Source organism: Oxalicibacterium flavum (assembly GCF_014635065.1).
Lineage (GTDB): Bacteria > Pseudomonadota > Gammaproteobacteria > Burkholderiales > Burkholderiaceae_D > Oxalicibacterium > Oxalicibacterium flavum.
Map to the genome: position 1 here is coordinate 676,344 of NZ_BMCG01000001.1, position 15,058 is coordinate 691,401.

The window sequence follows — 15,058 nt, forward strand, 5'->3', positions numbered from 1 at the left end:
TAGTGCCACTTGAGATTCTGTGGTTCGCGACACACGAATTTTCCATGCGGCAATCCATGCTTGCAAAAGTTTACATGCCTATGTGATTTGGCGCACACGCCAATGACCGACTATCAAGTACCTTTAGTCTGTGAGATTGGCATTCGGCCTTTTGCAAAACCGAATGGCAATCAGGCGTATGCACGGCCGCCGTGCATTCCAATTTCTCGGGAGGTCACCATGCGAACCGTACTCGAAAATCCGCAACAGAACGATCAACGGGCCATCTTCTCTTCCTACCAGGGCCTGCGCGAAGGAGATTGGGAAGGCTATCGGCATGCGCTTGCCCAATGCCGTTCAGCCGGCGACACGTGGGAAGAAACCACCGACACCCTCGATCGCAAACGCCAGTTCGCGCTTGCCTATCTCGGACGTCGCGCCATGCTGTATGGCGGCGCCTGCAGCAGGACCGCGCCACGCATCCTGACCCAGCAATTCGTCATGGATCTCGAAAAGAACAATCGTGGCAAACGCTATACGCGATATCCATGGCTGGAAACGCTGATGAAACTGCTGGCGGAAATCGAGGCGCTGCAGGAGCAGCATGCATCGACCAATGTCATTTCGCTGGTCAAGACCGGTGAACGGCAAACCACCACCAAATAGAAACAAGCAATGATGGCGGCCATGGAAGGCTGCCATCACTAGTCTCTCAAACAACCTGCACCATGAACTTCGGAATCGCGAAGAAGTTATAGCCACCCTTGTTGAAGGGAACGCTGGCTGGCTGCGCATGACCATTGCGATCCGTCGTTCGCGTCTCGATGACATAGTCGCCGGGCGCCGGCGCAAAAGGAAATGCGAAGCGTACCCAGGTATAACGGTTGATCTGCGGATCAATGATGCGAGCAGCCTGCCACGCCCCGCCATTCACGCGCACATCCACCCTGCGAACCCCGGCATTGGGCGCCCAGGCATATCCGCGCAGCATTTGCGGGCCGGCCTTCAACACCGGACGTTCTCCTCTTCCCAGCGGATAATTGGCAGGCATGTCCGGCTGCCGGTCCAGCACCAATGGCAAGGCCAGCGTGGAACGCCCTTCCTGCCAGGTGACAGGAATGCCCAGCAGCTGTTCCGGCCGCACGAAGCGGAACTCATCGTTCGGCGCCGGTTTGGGAGGCGGATAATCCGGCCCCATCATCGTGTGGTCATAGGTATTCAGCCGGACCCAGAAGTCATGCGACGCAATCTTGATCTCGGTCAGCCATTTGGTGGAAGCGCCGCCACACCAGCCAGGTACCAGCGCACGAACCGGTGCGCCATGGTCCGGCGGCAAGGGCATGCCGTTCATCTTGAACGCCAGGCCGATTTCGTCGGGACGCTCCAGCACATCCTGAATCGACATCGGCCGTCCTGTATCGGATTCCGTATTCGGCTCCTTGCCATCCACACCCGACCAGAACAGCACCGCCTTCGCATTCTTCTTCAACCCGACCAGATCGAGGATGTAGCTCATCGGGACATACTCCCACTCCGCCTGCCCGACACCGCCCAGTCCCCAGCCATTGCCGACCACGCGCTGCGGCTCATTGAGAAAGCCTTCCTGCTCCCAGAACAGCGAACGGCCGTTGCCCGTGCACTGCATGACGCTGATGATCGAACGCGACGGCATCTTGAGCAAATCGTCATACGTGATCGTCATCTCCCGCTCGACCGCATCACCGTGAATCTTCAACTGCCAGTAGCGCGGATCGACACGCCTGTCGAGTTCGGGACGCGGCGTCGGGAAGGCATTGCGAATGTAGAACTGAGAGACGGGCGTGATGTAGGTATCGAAGTTCCACCACGCGCCGCCCTGATTGGTCTTGTTCAGATCGGTCAGCAAACCGACGTCCTTGACAAACGAAGGATGAAACCGGCTTGGCCCACGACCAGCCTCACCAATCGTCAGGCGCGCGTTCGGCAAGGTCTGTGCCGCAGCCTGCGCCAAGGCAGGGAAAGTGGAAGTGGCACCTGCAGCCATCGCCGTCACGAAGAAGCGACGGCGGCTGGTGTTCAGTTGAAGTTCCTGCTTTGCTGACTGGACGAGACGAGCGAAATCATCTTGGCGGGACATATGCGCTCCTTGGAAGTAATCGAATGATAAAAATATCATTCTTCGTGCGATTACCTACCATCAGGCACGTTCATTCCGAAGAGAAACAAAGTCTTGGCGCCGGGTTTTCAGCAATATAGATAATTGAAGATGGCCACTTCAATCATCCAGCCAGGCGCCTATCAGCAATGGCGTATTGTGCGTCGTATCGAACAGCACGCCATGCAGCTTCTTGCTGTAGGCAATCAAATGATGGCTCTCGTGCAACGGCACGACAGGGACCAGATCTGTCAGCAGCCTCTGGGCCTCTATGTACAGTGCCCGCCGTGTCTCTGGATCCTGTGTCTGCCGAGCGCGTTGCAGGATATCGTCCAGGCGAGGATCGGCGATGCGCGCGGTATCCTGGCCGAAGATGTTCTGGCGCGAACGCTGACTGCTGTGGTAAAGCAGGTATAGAACGTCGGGCGTGGCTGCCGACCACCAACCACCGGTCAACGCATCATATTGTCCCGCTCCGACCAGACGAATCAGTTCTTCCGAGGGTACCGACTTCAACCGCAGCTCGATACCGACTGCCTTGAGATCGGCCTGCATCTTCAGCACGGAAGCCGGCGGCGTCCTTTCTCCACCGGTGGTCAGCAACTCCGCGGAAAGGCGCTGTCCATCCTTGATCCGTATGCCATCCTTGTCGCGTTTGCTCCATCCTGCGCCGTCGAGCAGCTTGGTTGCGCGTTGCGGGTTGTAGGCCAGTACATCCTTGTATGTATCGATGTATCCCGGCGTATTGGTGCCCAGGTAGTCTGACTTTGGAATGAACTCTCCCGCTCCGAGCGTACGCGTCACCGCGTCGCGATCAATCGCGATCGCCGTTGCGCGGCGGATGCGCACATCGTCGAAGGGAAAGCGGCTCGTGTTGAATGCAAGGCCGCGCATCGGGCTTCCCGGCCGGACACGGTTAGAGAACACCAATGCCGGGTCGGCGCGCAGACGCGGACCGTCCGCCAGGGATGCCTCGAACGTCAGTTGCTGTTTGCCATTCTGCAGTTCCGCCGTACGCTGCGCATCGTCCCTGATGCCTTCGATTACGATGCCATCCAGATAGGCCGCTCCGCGGTGCCGAATATAGTCGGGCGCCCACGCATAGTCGGCGCGCCGCTTCAGAAATATCCTTTTCCCGGGTTCGTTCTCCGCAACGACGAAAGGCCCGGTACCGATCGGACGAACGGCAATGCTGTCCGGATCATCGATGATCTGGCGTGGCGAGATAAAACCCAGCCAGGTCTGCGCAAGGAAAGAGAGGAAGGCAGGATAAGGAGTATCCAGCCTTGCCTCGAACGTGACAGGATCGATGACCACACCTTCCACATACGGGGAGAGATAACCGGCGGAGATGCGCGAACGCCCGCCCAGCTTCTTGATGCGGTCGAAGTTGACGCGTACCGCTTCCGCATCGAAGGGCGTACCGTCACTGAAGGTCACACCTTCGCGCAGATGGAAGGTATAGGTCTTTCCATCGGGAGAGATGGTCCACGATCTGGCCAGCCATGGCGTCGGCTCACCCGCGTTGTCCAGATAAATGAGATTGTCGAAGACAAGGCGGCTTTGCCAGAGCAGATTGCCGACAAACTCGGTATGGATGTCGAAAGACCTGGGCACATACGAGGCGCTGGCGTGCAGAATGCCGCCCTGTTTTCCAGCCGACTGCTCCACATAATCGCTGGCTGGATAAGTCAAGGCGCCCTGTGCATGCTCCTGTGAAAAAGCGGGACCGAACAGGCCAATCGACAATGCGGATACGATGAGAAATCGACGGCGAACAAGAGGAAACATAGAACCCACTCCTGAGTGAAATTAAAAACTTAGGCAAAGCATTTAGCCATGTGGATTTCATCGACATACCGATCATCTACCTTGAGCGACCGGCGGCGGATGCCTTCCCTGACAAAGCCGACTTTTTCATATAAACGGATGGCACGATCGTTATGCGCCATAACGGTCAATTCAAGACGGCTGATGCCCGCCACCACGCGCCATTCTTCAAGCTCTGCAAACAGGCGCGTACCGATACCCTGTCCCGCGTGTGCTTGCAAGACGCCAATCGCAAGCTGCGCGCAATGACGATTGCGCTTCAGCCTGCCACCAATGGCGCCAAGAAACCCGATGGCCTCGCCATCGCTCAATGCAAGGATCACCGTCGAGTTGTCTCTGGCCAGTAGTGCCCGAATATTGTTCCGTTGGCTTGCGACATCCGTATCGCGCTCCTCGGGTTCGTACAGCATCAGCTTGGTCTCGACGTCCAGCCTCTGATTGAGGCGAATCAACGAAGCGGTATCCGACTCGCGCAGCGGACGGATTTCGATACGCGGCCGCATCAGACTTTCAATCCCCGGTCGCCGATGACATGTACATAGACTTCCTCCAGACTGGGACGCGACGTCGCAATCTGACGCACGCCTGATGCCACCAGGAATTCAAGCACCGGCTGCAGCGCCGACGACTGCGCCAGTTCGATGCGGTGCGAGTACGCCCCGCCGGAAACATTGACGACCGAACGGACACCGGAAAGAATCTGTATCTTCTCGATCAGACCGTGATCGGCGTGAGAGAAATCGACACGCTCGTGCTCGGAGATCAGGCGCGCGAGACTGGAAGGCGTTTCCACCGCAATCAGGCGGCCATGATCGATCAATGCCACGCGATCGCAGACCGCTTCTGCTTCCGCCATGTCATGCGTCGTCAGAAGAATCGTGCAGCCGTTTTGCTTGAGATCCTTGACGAGTTGCCGGAAGTCGCGTGCGGCAAGCGGATCCATGCCGATGGTCGGCTCATCCAGGAACAGCACGCGTGCGTTCGAAATCAGCCCTCGCGCCAGATGCAACCGCTGCTTCATGCCACGAGAATAGGTTTCCACCCGCGTGTCCGCCCTTTCCAGCAAGCCGACGCGGTCGAGAAGGGCATCTACCCGCCGATTGGTTTCGCGCACCGGTACGTCATACAGCGCGGCCCAGTAGCGCAGGCTCTCGCGGGCAGTCAATTGCGTATAAAGTCCACGATCGCCGCCAAAGACGACACCGATCAGACGGCGTACGGCGGCCGTATCGGTCACGACATCGTGCCCGAGTATCGAGGCGCTGCCGCTGGTCGGCAACAGCACGGTGGAGAGAATCTTGGTCAAGGTGGTCTTGCCGGCGCCATTCGGCCCCAGCAGTCCCCGAATCTCGCCTTCCTCGATATCCAGCGACATGCCTTCCAGGGCGACGATATCGCGGCCATCCGGCGACCGATAGACGCGGCGCAGGTCGTGAGTCCTTACGGCAGACATGAAATTTCCCTAATCAAGATCGATCGAACCATTGGCACGTCCTCTTTCCGCAAAGCGATTGAAACTCAGCCAGGCAAGAGCCAGCCATCCGATTCCCACCGCAAGCTCGATGCCGACTCCGGACAGAATGGTTGCCGCATCACCGCCATCGATGAACACACGCAATACCTGCAACCCATGCGTAATCGGCAGCAGGCTGGCGACAAACTGCACTGGTTCGGACCAGAACGTGACCGGAACATTGATACCAGTCAGCGTCATCAATCCGAAGATCAGCGCCCACCCGATCAGATTGCGTGCCGGCGGATAGAGATTCGAGAAGGAACCGAGAAAGGCCGAGAAGAAGAAGGTACTCAGACTCATCAGAGTCACGAATGCCGGAACCACGGCCAGAACATCCCAACGCAACCTGAAATCAAATGCCACAAGCAGAATGAGAAAGGTCAGCAACGACGACACGATCCAGCCCAAGGCCCAGATCGACATCCTGCCCATGATTGCCGGTGCCAGATTGGCCGGTGCGATCACCAGCAGCGGGTAAGTCCCGTCATAGCGATCCCAGGCCGCTGCCGCAATTGCCCACGAGCCCATGCCGGCCGTCGCTGCGTTGCCGATCAGGAGGTAGTAGAGAATCTCTTCCGAACCGAGCAGGCGTCCGACCAGAACCCATATCAATACACTGGTCAGGATGCGCAGCATCCATCCGCCAAGCCAGATCTTTCAGGTCCAGAACACGGAAAAATCGCGCGCCCCGACCAGCAACCCATAGCGAAACACGCGCAAGGCTTTCATGTCAGCCCCAATCTGCCGTTTTGTCTGAGTTGATCGAGCATGCGATTCATCGTCACCGCGCCCAGCACTGCCGATACGCAGCCGATGAGAATCAGCATGCCGACCTGAAAGACAGCATCCACCGGCTCGGCGGCCGCAAAAGACAAGCGCACAATCTCGGCAGACCAGTAAAAGAAGAACAGTGGCGACAATACCTGCAACCATGCCGGCAAGAACGCAATGGGAACCAGCACACCGCTCATCAGATAGAACGGTCCATAGACGGCGTTCTGTATCGTGCGCGTCTGCCGCGCGAGGCTGAACAACGCAGCCGTCAAAACGGCCGTTCCCGCTCCAGCAAAGGCAGTGGCCAGAAGTGCAAATGCGAGAGTCGCAGGATGATGGACTTCAATCGATATGTCGAAGACAAGCTTTGCCAGCAGCCACGCTTCGAAAAAACCCGCCAGTCCAAGAAAGGAAACGACAAATGCGCGTGAAGCGAGAATGACCGGATACGATGCAGGCGTGGCCACCAACAGTTCAAGCCGCTGATGACTGCGATCGTTCGATACGATTTCGCTCGATACTGCGAAGCACATCTGACCGATGGAAAACAGCAACGCCGCCGTCAATGCATAACTCGCGAGATCGGCCCGATTGGAAGCAATGAAGATGGCAAGAGCCGGCAAGACCTGCAACGGCATCGCGAGTACGGGTGTCAGAACGCCCCAGTCTCGAACCGACAATTTGAACTGAGTCTGCAACGTAACCAGCACAAGCCTGAACATGGCGGCAATCTATTTCGCGAAGCCATCTAGAGTAGCTTTCTGCCTTGCTGCAAGCAAACAAGAAATAATGCTGACGATATACGCAGGATTGCTTTAGGGAGGACCAGGTATCACGTAAGGTAAACAGGATTTTTCGTAATCCCACTCGCAATGAAAAGCAGTGAGCATGGGAGTTACCCTGTTATGAATGGTGGAAATAATAATGCTGTTAAATCGAATCGAGTCAGTCATTTTGTTTGTGTATTACTTCCAACGTCGGAAATTGAAGCGGGGCTACGTCTAGAATATTTATCTCATATTTATGGGATACCGTCATTCCCCCGGATTCAGGCCTAATGCTCAGTTGCAATAACTTCATAGTTTAGAGCATTAATAGAAATGCACCCTGAGGTTGCGCCATAACTATCTCGCGGTATCGATCTAGCCCAAAACGAAAATAGTAGAGTGAGCCGCCATAATGCTTGATCAAATGTTCACTACGGAAAATTTCCGTCGCATTTATGATTCTGAGAATCGCAAGGGTATCGACTTAGCTACCCGCTATTTCCCCACGCTTGAGCCGCTTACATCCGCCGTGCGCGACAAGGTTCAGGAAATTCGTAACTTACGGAAAATCGAAGTCTCCCTAAAGGCTGATGAGTTTGATGCAAAGCTGCTTACGCTGAAAGCGGAACTAACGAGCTTAAAAGCAACCAAGTCATCTGCAATTGATTCTTTATTGGATGGTATAAGTCAAAAAGTACTCAAGCAGAGCTTCAAAATTGGGCTTTCCCAGAAAATTGGCCCAAAAGGAAAGCCTGTTTTTTGTATCGATGCCGAGCCTGAAACTTTTTTTGTCATCAAACAACTCCAAAGCAATATCCATCGCATATATGGTGTAAAACAAGCGAACCGTCACGACTTGGTTTGCCAGCTTCGCGATACATTAGGAAGCAAGTTTCCTTTCGAACTTGTGCGCACCGATATCGCCTCATTTTATGAAAATATTGATCGTGAGCGTTTAGTTGAAAAAATTGATCGCGATCAGTTATTAAGTCCAGCATCAAAGAAGTATGTCAAACAAATTCTCAATTCCTACGGTGCACTTTCCGGCTCCACAACTGGGATTCCCAGAGGGGTTGGCATCAGCGCTTATTTGGCGGAACTGTATCTAAGGCGGATTGACAACTCGATCAGAAAAATCGCTGGCCTAGTCTTGTATTGTCGGTTTGTTGATGACATCGTAGCCGTCTTCGCACGACCGCCAATCGGTAAGGACTTAGGGTCGTATAAAGATCTGATTATCAAGATCTTGAACGATGAGGGACTCACACACAACACAGCTAAGACAAGGGAGCTCAAACTGGCCGATAGCAGCCCGAAGAAGTTCGAGTATCTAGGTTATCGTTTTCATCTCACGCCCGCTGGGATTGCGCTTAGCCCTAGCGCAGCGAAGGTAGTGAAATATGATGAGCGGATGAGTACAACTTTCGCGGAGTATTGGCGAGAACGCCCCGTCAATCCCAAGGGCGCATATAGAAAATTAGTCGCCCGAATAAAATTTTTGACGGGTAACACACGGCTCTCTAATAGTAAGTCATCCGCTGTCACCGGCATTTACTTCAATAATTCAATTGTGACTGACTTAACTAGTTTCAAGCGTCTTGATAGACGCCTAAAAATACGTATTGCAGAACTCAAGCGAAGCAGCCTACAAAAGCAACTGAAACGCTTGAGTTTCACAACGGGTTTTGAGCAACGTCGATATCATAATTTCAGCACTAGAGAACTTCAGATGATCGTAAAGGCATGGAAACATGGCTAAGCGGCGGGTCTCTCTCACTCATAGAAAACAACGATCCGTATTAACGGACATGCTGCCTTTCGAGGTACCTCCGACATTTTCGAATCGTGGTTACTATCGCTTTTTAAGAAACAATGGCGTGGAAATCGAAAAGGGCAAGTTGCACTGGAATTGTGAAACGAGTGCTCTTGATGAAACAATGCGTCTACTATTCGGCATTAAATCTGGCACCCCAATTTCCACCGATGTCGTAATTGAATGGGGCAAGAAGAGAGAACGCCGCTCCGTACCTCTTCGCAGATGCGAGATGGCAACCATTCCGTTCAATTTCCGTGTCGCTCACAATCTCGATGGGCGCACGCTAAGTGTTGTGCATCCTCGCAATCAGGTAGAAGTTGCGAGCTTCTATGCGACTCACAGCGCACTGATCATTTATCACACCTCCGCCAGTGAGTTTTCCATACGTCGGCCTGTATCAGTTTCGCGCTATGTCTACTTCAAGGATAGGCTTCACGACGAGCGCATGGATGCTGCTACTGGCGTGGAAGAGGAAGATCGTGAGTACGAGCAAATCGGTTCCTATTTCGTTTACCGTAAGTATCGGAATATTCATCGTTTTTTTGAATCGCACGAGTATCATCGTAGCGAGAAAAAATACGATGCTTTGGTTCAGATTGATGTAAACAAATGCTTTGACAGCATCTACACACACTCACTTCCCTGGGCAATTTTGGGAAAAGATCAGACGAAGTTCGGTCTGGAGGAATCGAAAAATACTTTTGCTGGGCGATTCGATGCGCTTATGCAAAATCTAAACCATAAGGAAACCAACGGTATCGTTATTGGACCAGAATTTTCTCGAATTTTCGCCGAAATTATTTTGCAATCTGTCGACGCTGAACTCCTTCAAAAATTGGCCGATAGAGATAATCTGATTCATAAAGTCGATTATGAGATTTTCCGGTACGTAGATGATTTCTTTGTTTTCTATAATATGGAAACCACCCAGTTAAAGATCTTCGAGACTCTTCAAGAAATCCTCAAGTCCAAAAAACTGAGTATCAACACAGCGAAAATTAAGCACTACCAAAAGCCGATCATCACCGAGATTACGATCGCCAAAGAGCGCATCTCAAGTCTTTTGAATGAAGAGATCGATCCGGTGTGTGAGGAGGAGGCTTCAACCGCCCCACCTACTCCTCCTAAACAACATCTTGTTTGCGTTATAAACGCGAATCGATTGATTGTCAGGTACAAATCCGCACTTAAGGAGTCCAACGTAACCTATGGCGATTTACTGAATTACACTTTCGCTATAGTTGAAAGTAGAATTGAAAAGCTGTTCAAAGCATATATTTCGAGCGATAAATCAGATCGTGACCGTAAGCGCCTTTCTAACGCCTTGCTCGCGATCATGGAATTTGCTTTTTTCGCGTATTCGGCAAGTCCAAAGATCAATCACACAATCCGGCTCTGTCGGATGATTACTATCTCTGTAAACTTTCTTCATGCTCAGGTAATGCCTTATGAGCTGAAGCACTTGCTGTTTAAGTACGTCCACGATAACGTCATGCAGCAGCTCGAAAAAACGACGATGAGTATTCATCGAGAAGTGGAGAGCCTCTATCTTCTTATTTGTCTTTCGCAAATAGGTCGAGAATACTGGCTTCCCGAATCGGTCCTCCTCCGTCATTTCTTAATCAAAACGGAAGCCAGCACTGGAGAGTATGTTCGTCCTGTTGGCTTCATGAGCCACTTCTCGATCACAATACTACTGTCCTATATCAAGGGAAAAGTTCGTTATACCAAGTTGAAAACATTTGTTGAAACACACCTCGTCGCCAAAACCGAGTACATGAAGGCTCACTGTCCCGATGATGCTGAGACCCTAATCATGTTGCTCGATCTCATTGTTTGCCCTTACATCACGGCCGAAACTAAAGAAGAAATCGGAAAGATTTTTGGTCTAGATACAGTTAGCCTTGCATCTGTTCAGTCGTCTAATGATCAATGGTTTACGGCTTGGGGCGATAAATTCAACCTTGGGAAAGAGCTAGACGCGAAGCGCAGTCGCGAGGTATATTAGCCTCGGCGCTCCGCTTTACCCTTAATGGCTGTTGGCAGCCCACACACAAGCGCCCACTCTTCTCCTATATCAATTGGGGGTTGAGTAATCAGACGGTAGGAGCGGGCCGTCTTTCTTCCTGATGTGACTAGAATGTAAAAAAGCCCTGCAATGCAGGGCTTTTTTTATCACCGTCTAAGAAGTTGCTCAAATACTGAGAAAAAGTTCATGTATTTTGAGAACCTACATAGTTTCTAAATTCAGATATCAATATTCCCCGCCGCCAGCGCATTCGATTCGATGAACGCACGACGCGGTTCCACATCGTCGCCCATCAGCGTCGTGAAGATCTGGTCGGCAGCGATCGCATCCTCGATCTGCACTTTCAACAGGCGGCGCACGCTCGGGTCCATCGTGGTTTCCCACAGCTGTTCTGGATTCATCTCGCCCAGGCCCTTATAGCGCTGCTTGCCGACGTTGCGTTCGGCTTCGCTGCGCAGCCAGTTCATGGCCTGGTGGAAGTCGTTGACGGCGCTGACCTTGGCCTTGTCGCCGGCACCGCGCTGGACCATGGCACCAGGACCGATCAGGCCCTTGAAGGTGGCGGCGGCGTGGGCGAGGGCGGCGTAGTCGGGGCCGGCGACGAAGTCGGCGTCGAAACCGGTGACCTTAACGTTGCCGTGGTACATGCGCTCGATGCGCAGGGCGTATTTGTCGGCCAGTTCGTCGTGGACCACGCTGACATGCACACTGGGTTCGTTGATGCCGGCTTGCAGGCGCACGGCCGATTGTTCGGCGGCGTCCTGCGAACCGAGGTCGAGCGTGACGCCGGTCATGATGGCGGTCAGCGCCGCGCCGTCAACCACGCGCGTCAGGCGATTGATGATGGCGTTGGCGGTGTTGTACTGGCGCGCCAGTTCGGCGAGGGCATCACCGCTGATCGGTGCCGCGCCTTCGCTCGGGATCAGCACGGCGTCGTTCAGCGCGACCTGCATCATATAGACGGCTTCTTCGAGGTCGTCCTTCAGGTAGCGCTCGTCCTTGCCATGCTTGACCTTGTACAGCGGTGGTTGCGCGATATAGACGTGACCGCGCTCGACCAGCTGCGGCATCTGGCGATACAGCAGCGTCAGCAGCAGGGTGCGGATGTGGGCACCGTCAACGTCGGCATCGGTCATGATGATGATGCGGTGATAGCGCAGCTTGTCGATGTTGAATTCGTCGGCGCCGATGCTGGTACCGAGCGTGGCGATCAACGTGGTGATCTGTTCGCTGGAGAGCATCTTCTCGAAGCGTGCCTTCTCGACGTTCAGCACCTTGCCGCGCAGCGGCAGGATCGCCTGGAACTTGCGGTCGCGGCCCTGCTTGGCGGAACCGCCTGCGGAGTCACCCTCGACGATGTAGAGCTCGGACAGCGCCGGGTCTTTTTCCTGGCAATCGGCCAGCTTGGCCGACAGGCCGAGTCCGTCCATCACACCCTTGCGGCGCGTCAGTTCACGTGCCTTGCGCGCGGCTTCGCGTGCGCGTGCCGCTTCGACGATCTTGCCGCAGATGATCTTGGCGTCGTTCGGCTTTTCCTGCAGGAAGTCGGTCAGCGTCTTGGCGACGATTTCCTCGACCGGACCACGCACTTCGCTTGATACCAGCTTGTCTTTCGTCTGCGAGCTGAATTTCGGCTCAGGCACCTTGACCGACAGCACGCAGGTCAGGCCTTCGCGCATGTCGTCGCCGGCGACCTCGACCTTGGCCTTCTTCGCGAGATCATTTTCTTCGATGTACTTGTTGATGACGCGCGTCATTGCCGCACGCAGACCGGTCAGGTGGGTGCCGCCGTCGCGCTGCGGGATGTTGTTGGTGAAGCAGAGCACCTGCTCGTTGTAGGCGTCGTTCCATTGCATGGAAACATCGACCGTGATGTTGGTGCCCTGGTCGGACAGACGCTCGCCGACGGCTTGGAAGATGGTTGGATGCAAGACGCTCTTGGCCTTGTTGATGTATTCGACAAAGCCGCGCGTGCCGCCTTCGAACGCGAAGTCTTCTTCCTTGCCGGTGCGCTGGTCGGTCAGCTTGATGTGCACGCCGTTGTTGAGGAAGGACAGTTCGCGGATGCGTTTGGCGAGGATGTCGTAATGGAACTCGACGTTGGTAAAAATTTCTTCGTCGGCCCAGAAGTGCACTTCGGTGCCGCGCTTGTCGGTTTCGCCGATGACCTTGATCGGCGAGACGACCTGGCCGTCGATGGTTTCGAGTTCGCGGTTCTGCGGAATGCCGCGCGCGAATTCCATCTGATGGATCTTGCCGTCGCGGCGGATCGTCAGTTGCAGGCGCTTGGACAGGCCGTTGACGCAGGACACGCCGACGCCGTGCAGGCCGCCCGACACCTTGTAGGCGTTCTGGTCGAACTTGCCGCCGGCGTGCAGTTCGGTCATGACGATCTCGGCCGCGCTGCGCTTGGGCTCGTGCTTGTCGTCCCATTTGACGTCGGTCGGAATGCCGCGGCCGTTGTCAACGATGGAGATCGAGTTGTCGGAATGGATGGTGACGTGGATTTCGCTGCAGTGTCCGGCAAGCGCTTCGTCGATCGAGTTGTCCAGCACTTCGAACACGCAGTGGTGCAGACCGGTGCCGTCCGAGGTATCGCCGATGTACATGCCCGGTCGCTTGCGCACCGCTTCCAGGCCTTCGAGGATCTGGATGGAGGACGCGCCGTATGCTGGCTGCTGGGGAATGTTGTCGTTCGGGATCGCGGACATGGCTGCCTTTACTTTCGGTTACTGACGGTTCGCATCCGGCGGTCCGGTTCTCTCGCCTGTTGGCGGCACCAGAAAAGGAAGGGCGTCTCGAATGCCGGTGGGCGTTCGGACGCGCCATCTTCAGTGGGGAAGGAGAATAAGCTTGCTGCGCGCGTCGCGCTGGCTGGCCGGGACCTCACCTGGTTACGAAATGACTTGCGATAAAACTGGAACTGCGCCGGTACTGCGGGATGCTGCGCTTGCTGCATTGTTTCGGCCGGATTTTTTCATCCTTGCGGAAACGATGGAAACAGCATATTTCCGACCTTGTTTACATGAGGCCAAATTGCTGTTTTTAAAGGCAAATTTTACCTCATCGGGGCCGCCAAACCAAGCCCGGCGGCCCGATCCGTCTTAAATGCGCATCGGCATGACGACGTACTTGAAGTCCGGGTTGTCCGGCACGGTGATCAACGCCGAGGAGTTGGCGTCGCCAAGAGCGATATTGATGTTGTCGCCCTTGAGGTTGTTGAGCACGTCGAGCAGATAGGTGACGTTGAAGCCGATATCGACGCTGTCGCCGCCGTAGTCGATTTCGATCTCTTCCACCGCCTCTTCCTGGTCGGCATTGGTGGAACTGATCTTCATGCTGCCGGGACTCATGATGCAGCGCACGCCCTTGAACTTGTCGGACGTCATGATGGCGGCGCGTTGCAGCGAACGCAGCAACTGGTCGCGGCCGATCGTGAAGTTGTTCTTGTAGCCCTTGGGAATCACGCGCGTGTAGTCAGGGAACTTGCCCTCGACCAGCTTGGAGATCAGTTCGATGTCGCTGAAGGTCAGCTTGACCTGGTTGTTGGCGATTTCCAGATCGACGGTCTGGTCGGTTTCTTCCAGCAGGCGCTGCAGCTCGATGATGGTCTTGCGCGGGATGATGACTTCCTGGCGCGCGAATTCCTGCTCGGCCTCGACCTGGCAGAACGCCAGGCGGTGACCGTCGGTGGCGACCGCGATCACGTTCTTGCCGTCAACCACCAGCAGCAGGCCGTTCAGGTAGTAGCGGATGTCCTGCTGCGCCATCGAGAAGTGCACCATGTTGAACAGGTGCTTGAGCGTCTTTTGCGGCAGCGTGACCTTGGCGTTGTATTGCTCGGCCTGTGCCACGGTCGGGAATTCCTCGGCAGCCAGCGTCTGCAGCGCAAAACGCGACTTGCCGGACTGCACGCTCATGCGCTTGTTGGCCAGCGTCAGCGACACGTCGCCGGAATCGGGAAGCGCACGCAGGATGTCCAGCAGCTTGCGCGCAGCAACCGTGGTCGAGGCCGTGTCGTTGCCGCTGCCGACCTGTGCATGCGTGGTGATCTGCACTTCGATGTCGGTCGAAAGAAAGGAAACGCGCTCGCCATCCTTGCGAATGAGGATATTGGCCAGAATCGGCAAAGTGTGCCGACGCTCGACAATACCACTCACAATTTGCAACGGACGGAGCAGCGCGTCACGTTGGGTTTTGACCAATTGCATAG

11 protein-coding genes are annotated in these 15,058 nt (G+C 54.8%); 3 read left to right on the forward strand and 8 right to left on the reverse strand.

What is annotated here, in order from left to right:
- Nucleotides 1-219: 219 nt before the first annotated feature.
- Complete coding sequence (locus IEV38_RS03195) at nucleotides 220-645, forward strand: hypothetical protein (protein WP_188394696.1); 426 nt, start codon at nucleotides 220-222, stop codon at nucleotides 643-645.
- A 46-nt stretch (nucleotides 646-691) separates the two neighbouring features.
- Here IEV38_RS03195 and IEV38_RS03200 read toward each other — a convergent pair whose 3' ends face one another.
- The 6 genes from IEV38_RS03200 to IEV38_RS03225 form a co-directional block, all read right to left on the reverse strand.
- Nucleotides 692-2,095 carry a molybdopterin-dependent oxidoreductase gene (locus IEV38_RS03200; RefSeq protein ID WP_188394697.1) on the reverse strand — a complete coding sequence of 468 codons (1,404 nt, stop codon included), beginning with the start codon at nucleotides 2,093-2,095 and terminating at the stop codon, nucleotides 692-694.
- A gap of 138 nt (nucleotides 2,096-2,233) precedes the next feature.
- The gene (locus IEV38_RS03205) at nucleotides 2,234-3,904 is read right to left on the reverse strand and encodes an ABC transporter substrate-binding protein (protein WP_188394698.1); all 1,671 of its coding nucleotides are present in this window, start codon (nucleotides 3,902-3,904) and stop codon (nucleotides 2,234-2,236) included.
- 29 nt (nucleotides 3,905-3,933) lie between these two features.
- A complete protein-coding gene (locus IEV38_RS03210; RefSeq protein ID WP_188394699.1) occupies nucleotides 3,934-4,446 on the reverse strand; it encodes a GNAT family N-acetyltransferase in 513 nt (170 codons plus the stop codon).
- A complete protein-coding gene (locus tag IEV38_RS03215) occupies nucleotides 4,446-5,396 on the reverse strand; it encodes an ABC transporter ATP-binding protein (RefSeq protein ID WP_188394700.1) in 951 nt (316 codons plus the stop codon). The genes IEV38_RS03210 and IEV38_RS03215 overlap by 1 nt, the downstream gene beginning before the upstream one ends.
- Nucleotides 5,397-5,405: 9 nt before the next feature.
- Complete coding sequence (locus IEV38_RS03220; protein ID WP_188394701.1) at nucleotides 5,406-6,095, reverse strand: ABC transporter permease; 690 nt, start codon at nucleotides 6,093-6,095, stop codon at nucleotides 5,406-5,408.
- An 89-nt stretch (nucleotides 6,096-6,184) separates the two neighbouring features.
- Nucleotides 6,185-6,955: an ABC transporter permease gene (locus tag IEV38_RS03225; RefSeq protein ID WP_188394702.1), complete on the reverse strand. Its 771-nt coding sequence runs from the start codon at nucleotides 6,953-6,955 to the stop codon at nucleotides 6,185-6,187.
- Nucleotides 6,956-7,424: 469 nt separating this feature from the next.
- On the opposite strand from IEV38_RS03225, the gene drt3a reads away from it, so the two are divergent.
- Both drt3a and drt3b read left to right on the forward strand, forming a co-directional pair.
- On the forward strand, nucleotides 7,425-8,759 hold the full coding sequence (drt3a, locus tag IEV38_RS03230) for an antiviral reverse transcriptase Drt3a (RefSeq protein WP_229728521.1): 1,335 nt from the start codon (nucleotides 7,425-7,427) through the stop codon (nucleotides 8,757-8,759).
- A complete protein-coding gene (gene drt3b, locus IEV38_RS03235) occupies nucleotides 8,752-10,824 on the forward strand; it encodes an antiviral reverse transcriptase Drt3b (RefSeq protein WP_308633524.1) in 2,073 nt (690 codons plus the stop codon). The genes drt3a and drt3b overlap by 8 nt, the downstream gene beginning before the upstream one ends.
- A 239-nt stretch (nucleotides 10,825-11,063) precedes the next feature.
- Here the strand turns inward: drt3b and gyrB are convergent, their stop codons facing one another.
- Both gyrB and dnaN read right to left on the reverse strand, forming a co-directional pair.
- Nucleotides 11,064-13,556: a DNA topoisomerase (ATP-hydrolyzing) subunit B gene (gene gyrB / locus IEV38_RS03240; protein WP_188394705.1), complete on the reverse strand. Its 2,493-nt coding sequence runs from the start codon at nucleotides 13,554-13,556 to the stop codon at nucleotides 11,064-11,066.
- Nucleotides 13,557-13,949: 393 nt separating this feature from the next.
- Nucleotides 13,950-15,056 carry a DNA polymerase III subunit beta gene (dnaN, locus tag IEV38_RS03245; RefSeq protein ID WP_188394706.1) on the reverse strand — a complete coding sequence of 369 codons (1,107 nt, stop codon included), beginning with the start codon at nucleotides 15,054-15,056 and terminating at the stop codon, nucleotides 13,950-13,952.
- Nucleotides 15,057-15,058: the final 2 nt, after the last annotated feature.

What these genes read in the sequence shown, in the direction of transcription:
- IEV38_RS03220 (WP_188394701.1), bottom strand. Translation starts at nt 6,095, where the DNA reads ATGCTGCGCATCCTGACCAGTGTATTGATATGGGTTCTGGTCGGACGC.
- drt3b (WP_308633524.1), top strand. Translation starts at nt 8,752, where the DNA reads ATGGCTAAGCGGCGGGTCTCTCTCACTCATAGAAAACAACGATCCGTA.
- IEV38_RS03210 (WP_188394699.1), bottom strand. Translation starts at nt 4,446, where the DNA reads ATGCGGCCGCGTATCGAAATCCGTCCGCTGCGCGAGTCGGATACCGCT.
- dnaN (WP_188394706.1), bottom strand. Translation starts at nt 15,056, where the DNA reads ATGCAATTGGTCAAAACCCAACGTGACGCGCTGCTCCGTCCGTTGCAA.
- gyrB (WP_188394705.1), bottom strand. Translation starts at nt 13,556, where the DNA reads ATGTCCGCGATCCCGAACGACAACATTCCCCAGCAGCCAGCATACGGC.
- IEV38_RS03205 (WP_188394698.1), bottom strand. Translation starts at nt 3,904, where the DNA reads ATGTTTCCTCTTGTTCGCCGTCGATTTCTCATCGTATCCGCATTGTCG.
- IEV38_RS03200 (WP_188394697.1), bottom strand. Translation starts at nt 2,095, where the DNA reads ATGTCCCGCCAAGATGATTTCGCTCGTCTCGTCCAGTCAGCAAAGCAG.
- IEV38_RS03225 (WP_188394702.1), bottom strand. Translation starts at nt 6,955, where the DNA reads ATGTTCAGGCTTGTGCTGGTTACGTTGCAGACTCAGTTCAAATTGTCG.
- IEV38_RS03215 (WP_188394700.1), bottom strand. Translation starts at nt 5,396, where the DNA reads ATGTCTGCCGTAAGGACTCACGACCTGCGCCGCGTCTATCGGTCGCCG.
- drt3a (WP_229728521.1), top strand. Translation starts at nt 7,425, where the DNA reads ATGTTCACTACGGAAAATTTCCGTCGCATTTATGATTCTGAGAATCGC.
- IEV38_RS03195 (WP_188394696.1), top strand. Translation starts at nt 220, where the DNA reads ATGCGAACCGTACTCGAAAATCCGCAACAGAACGATCAACGGGCCATC.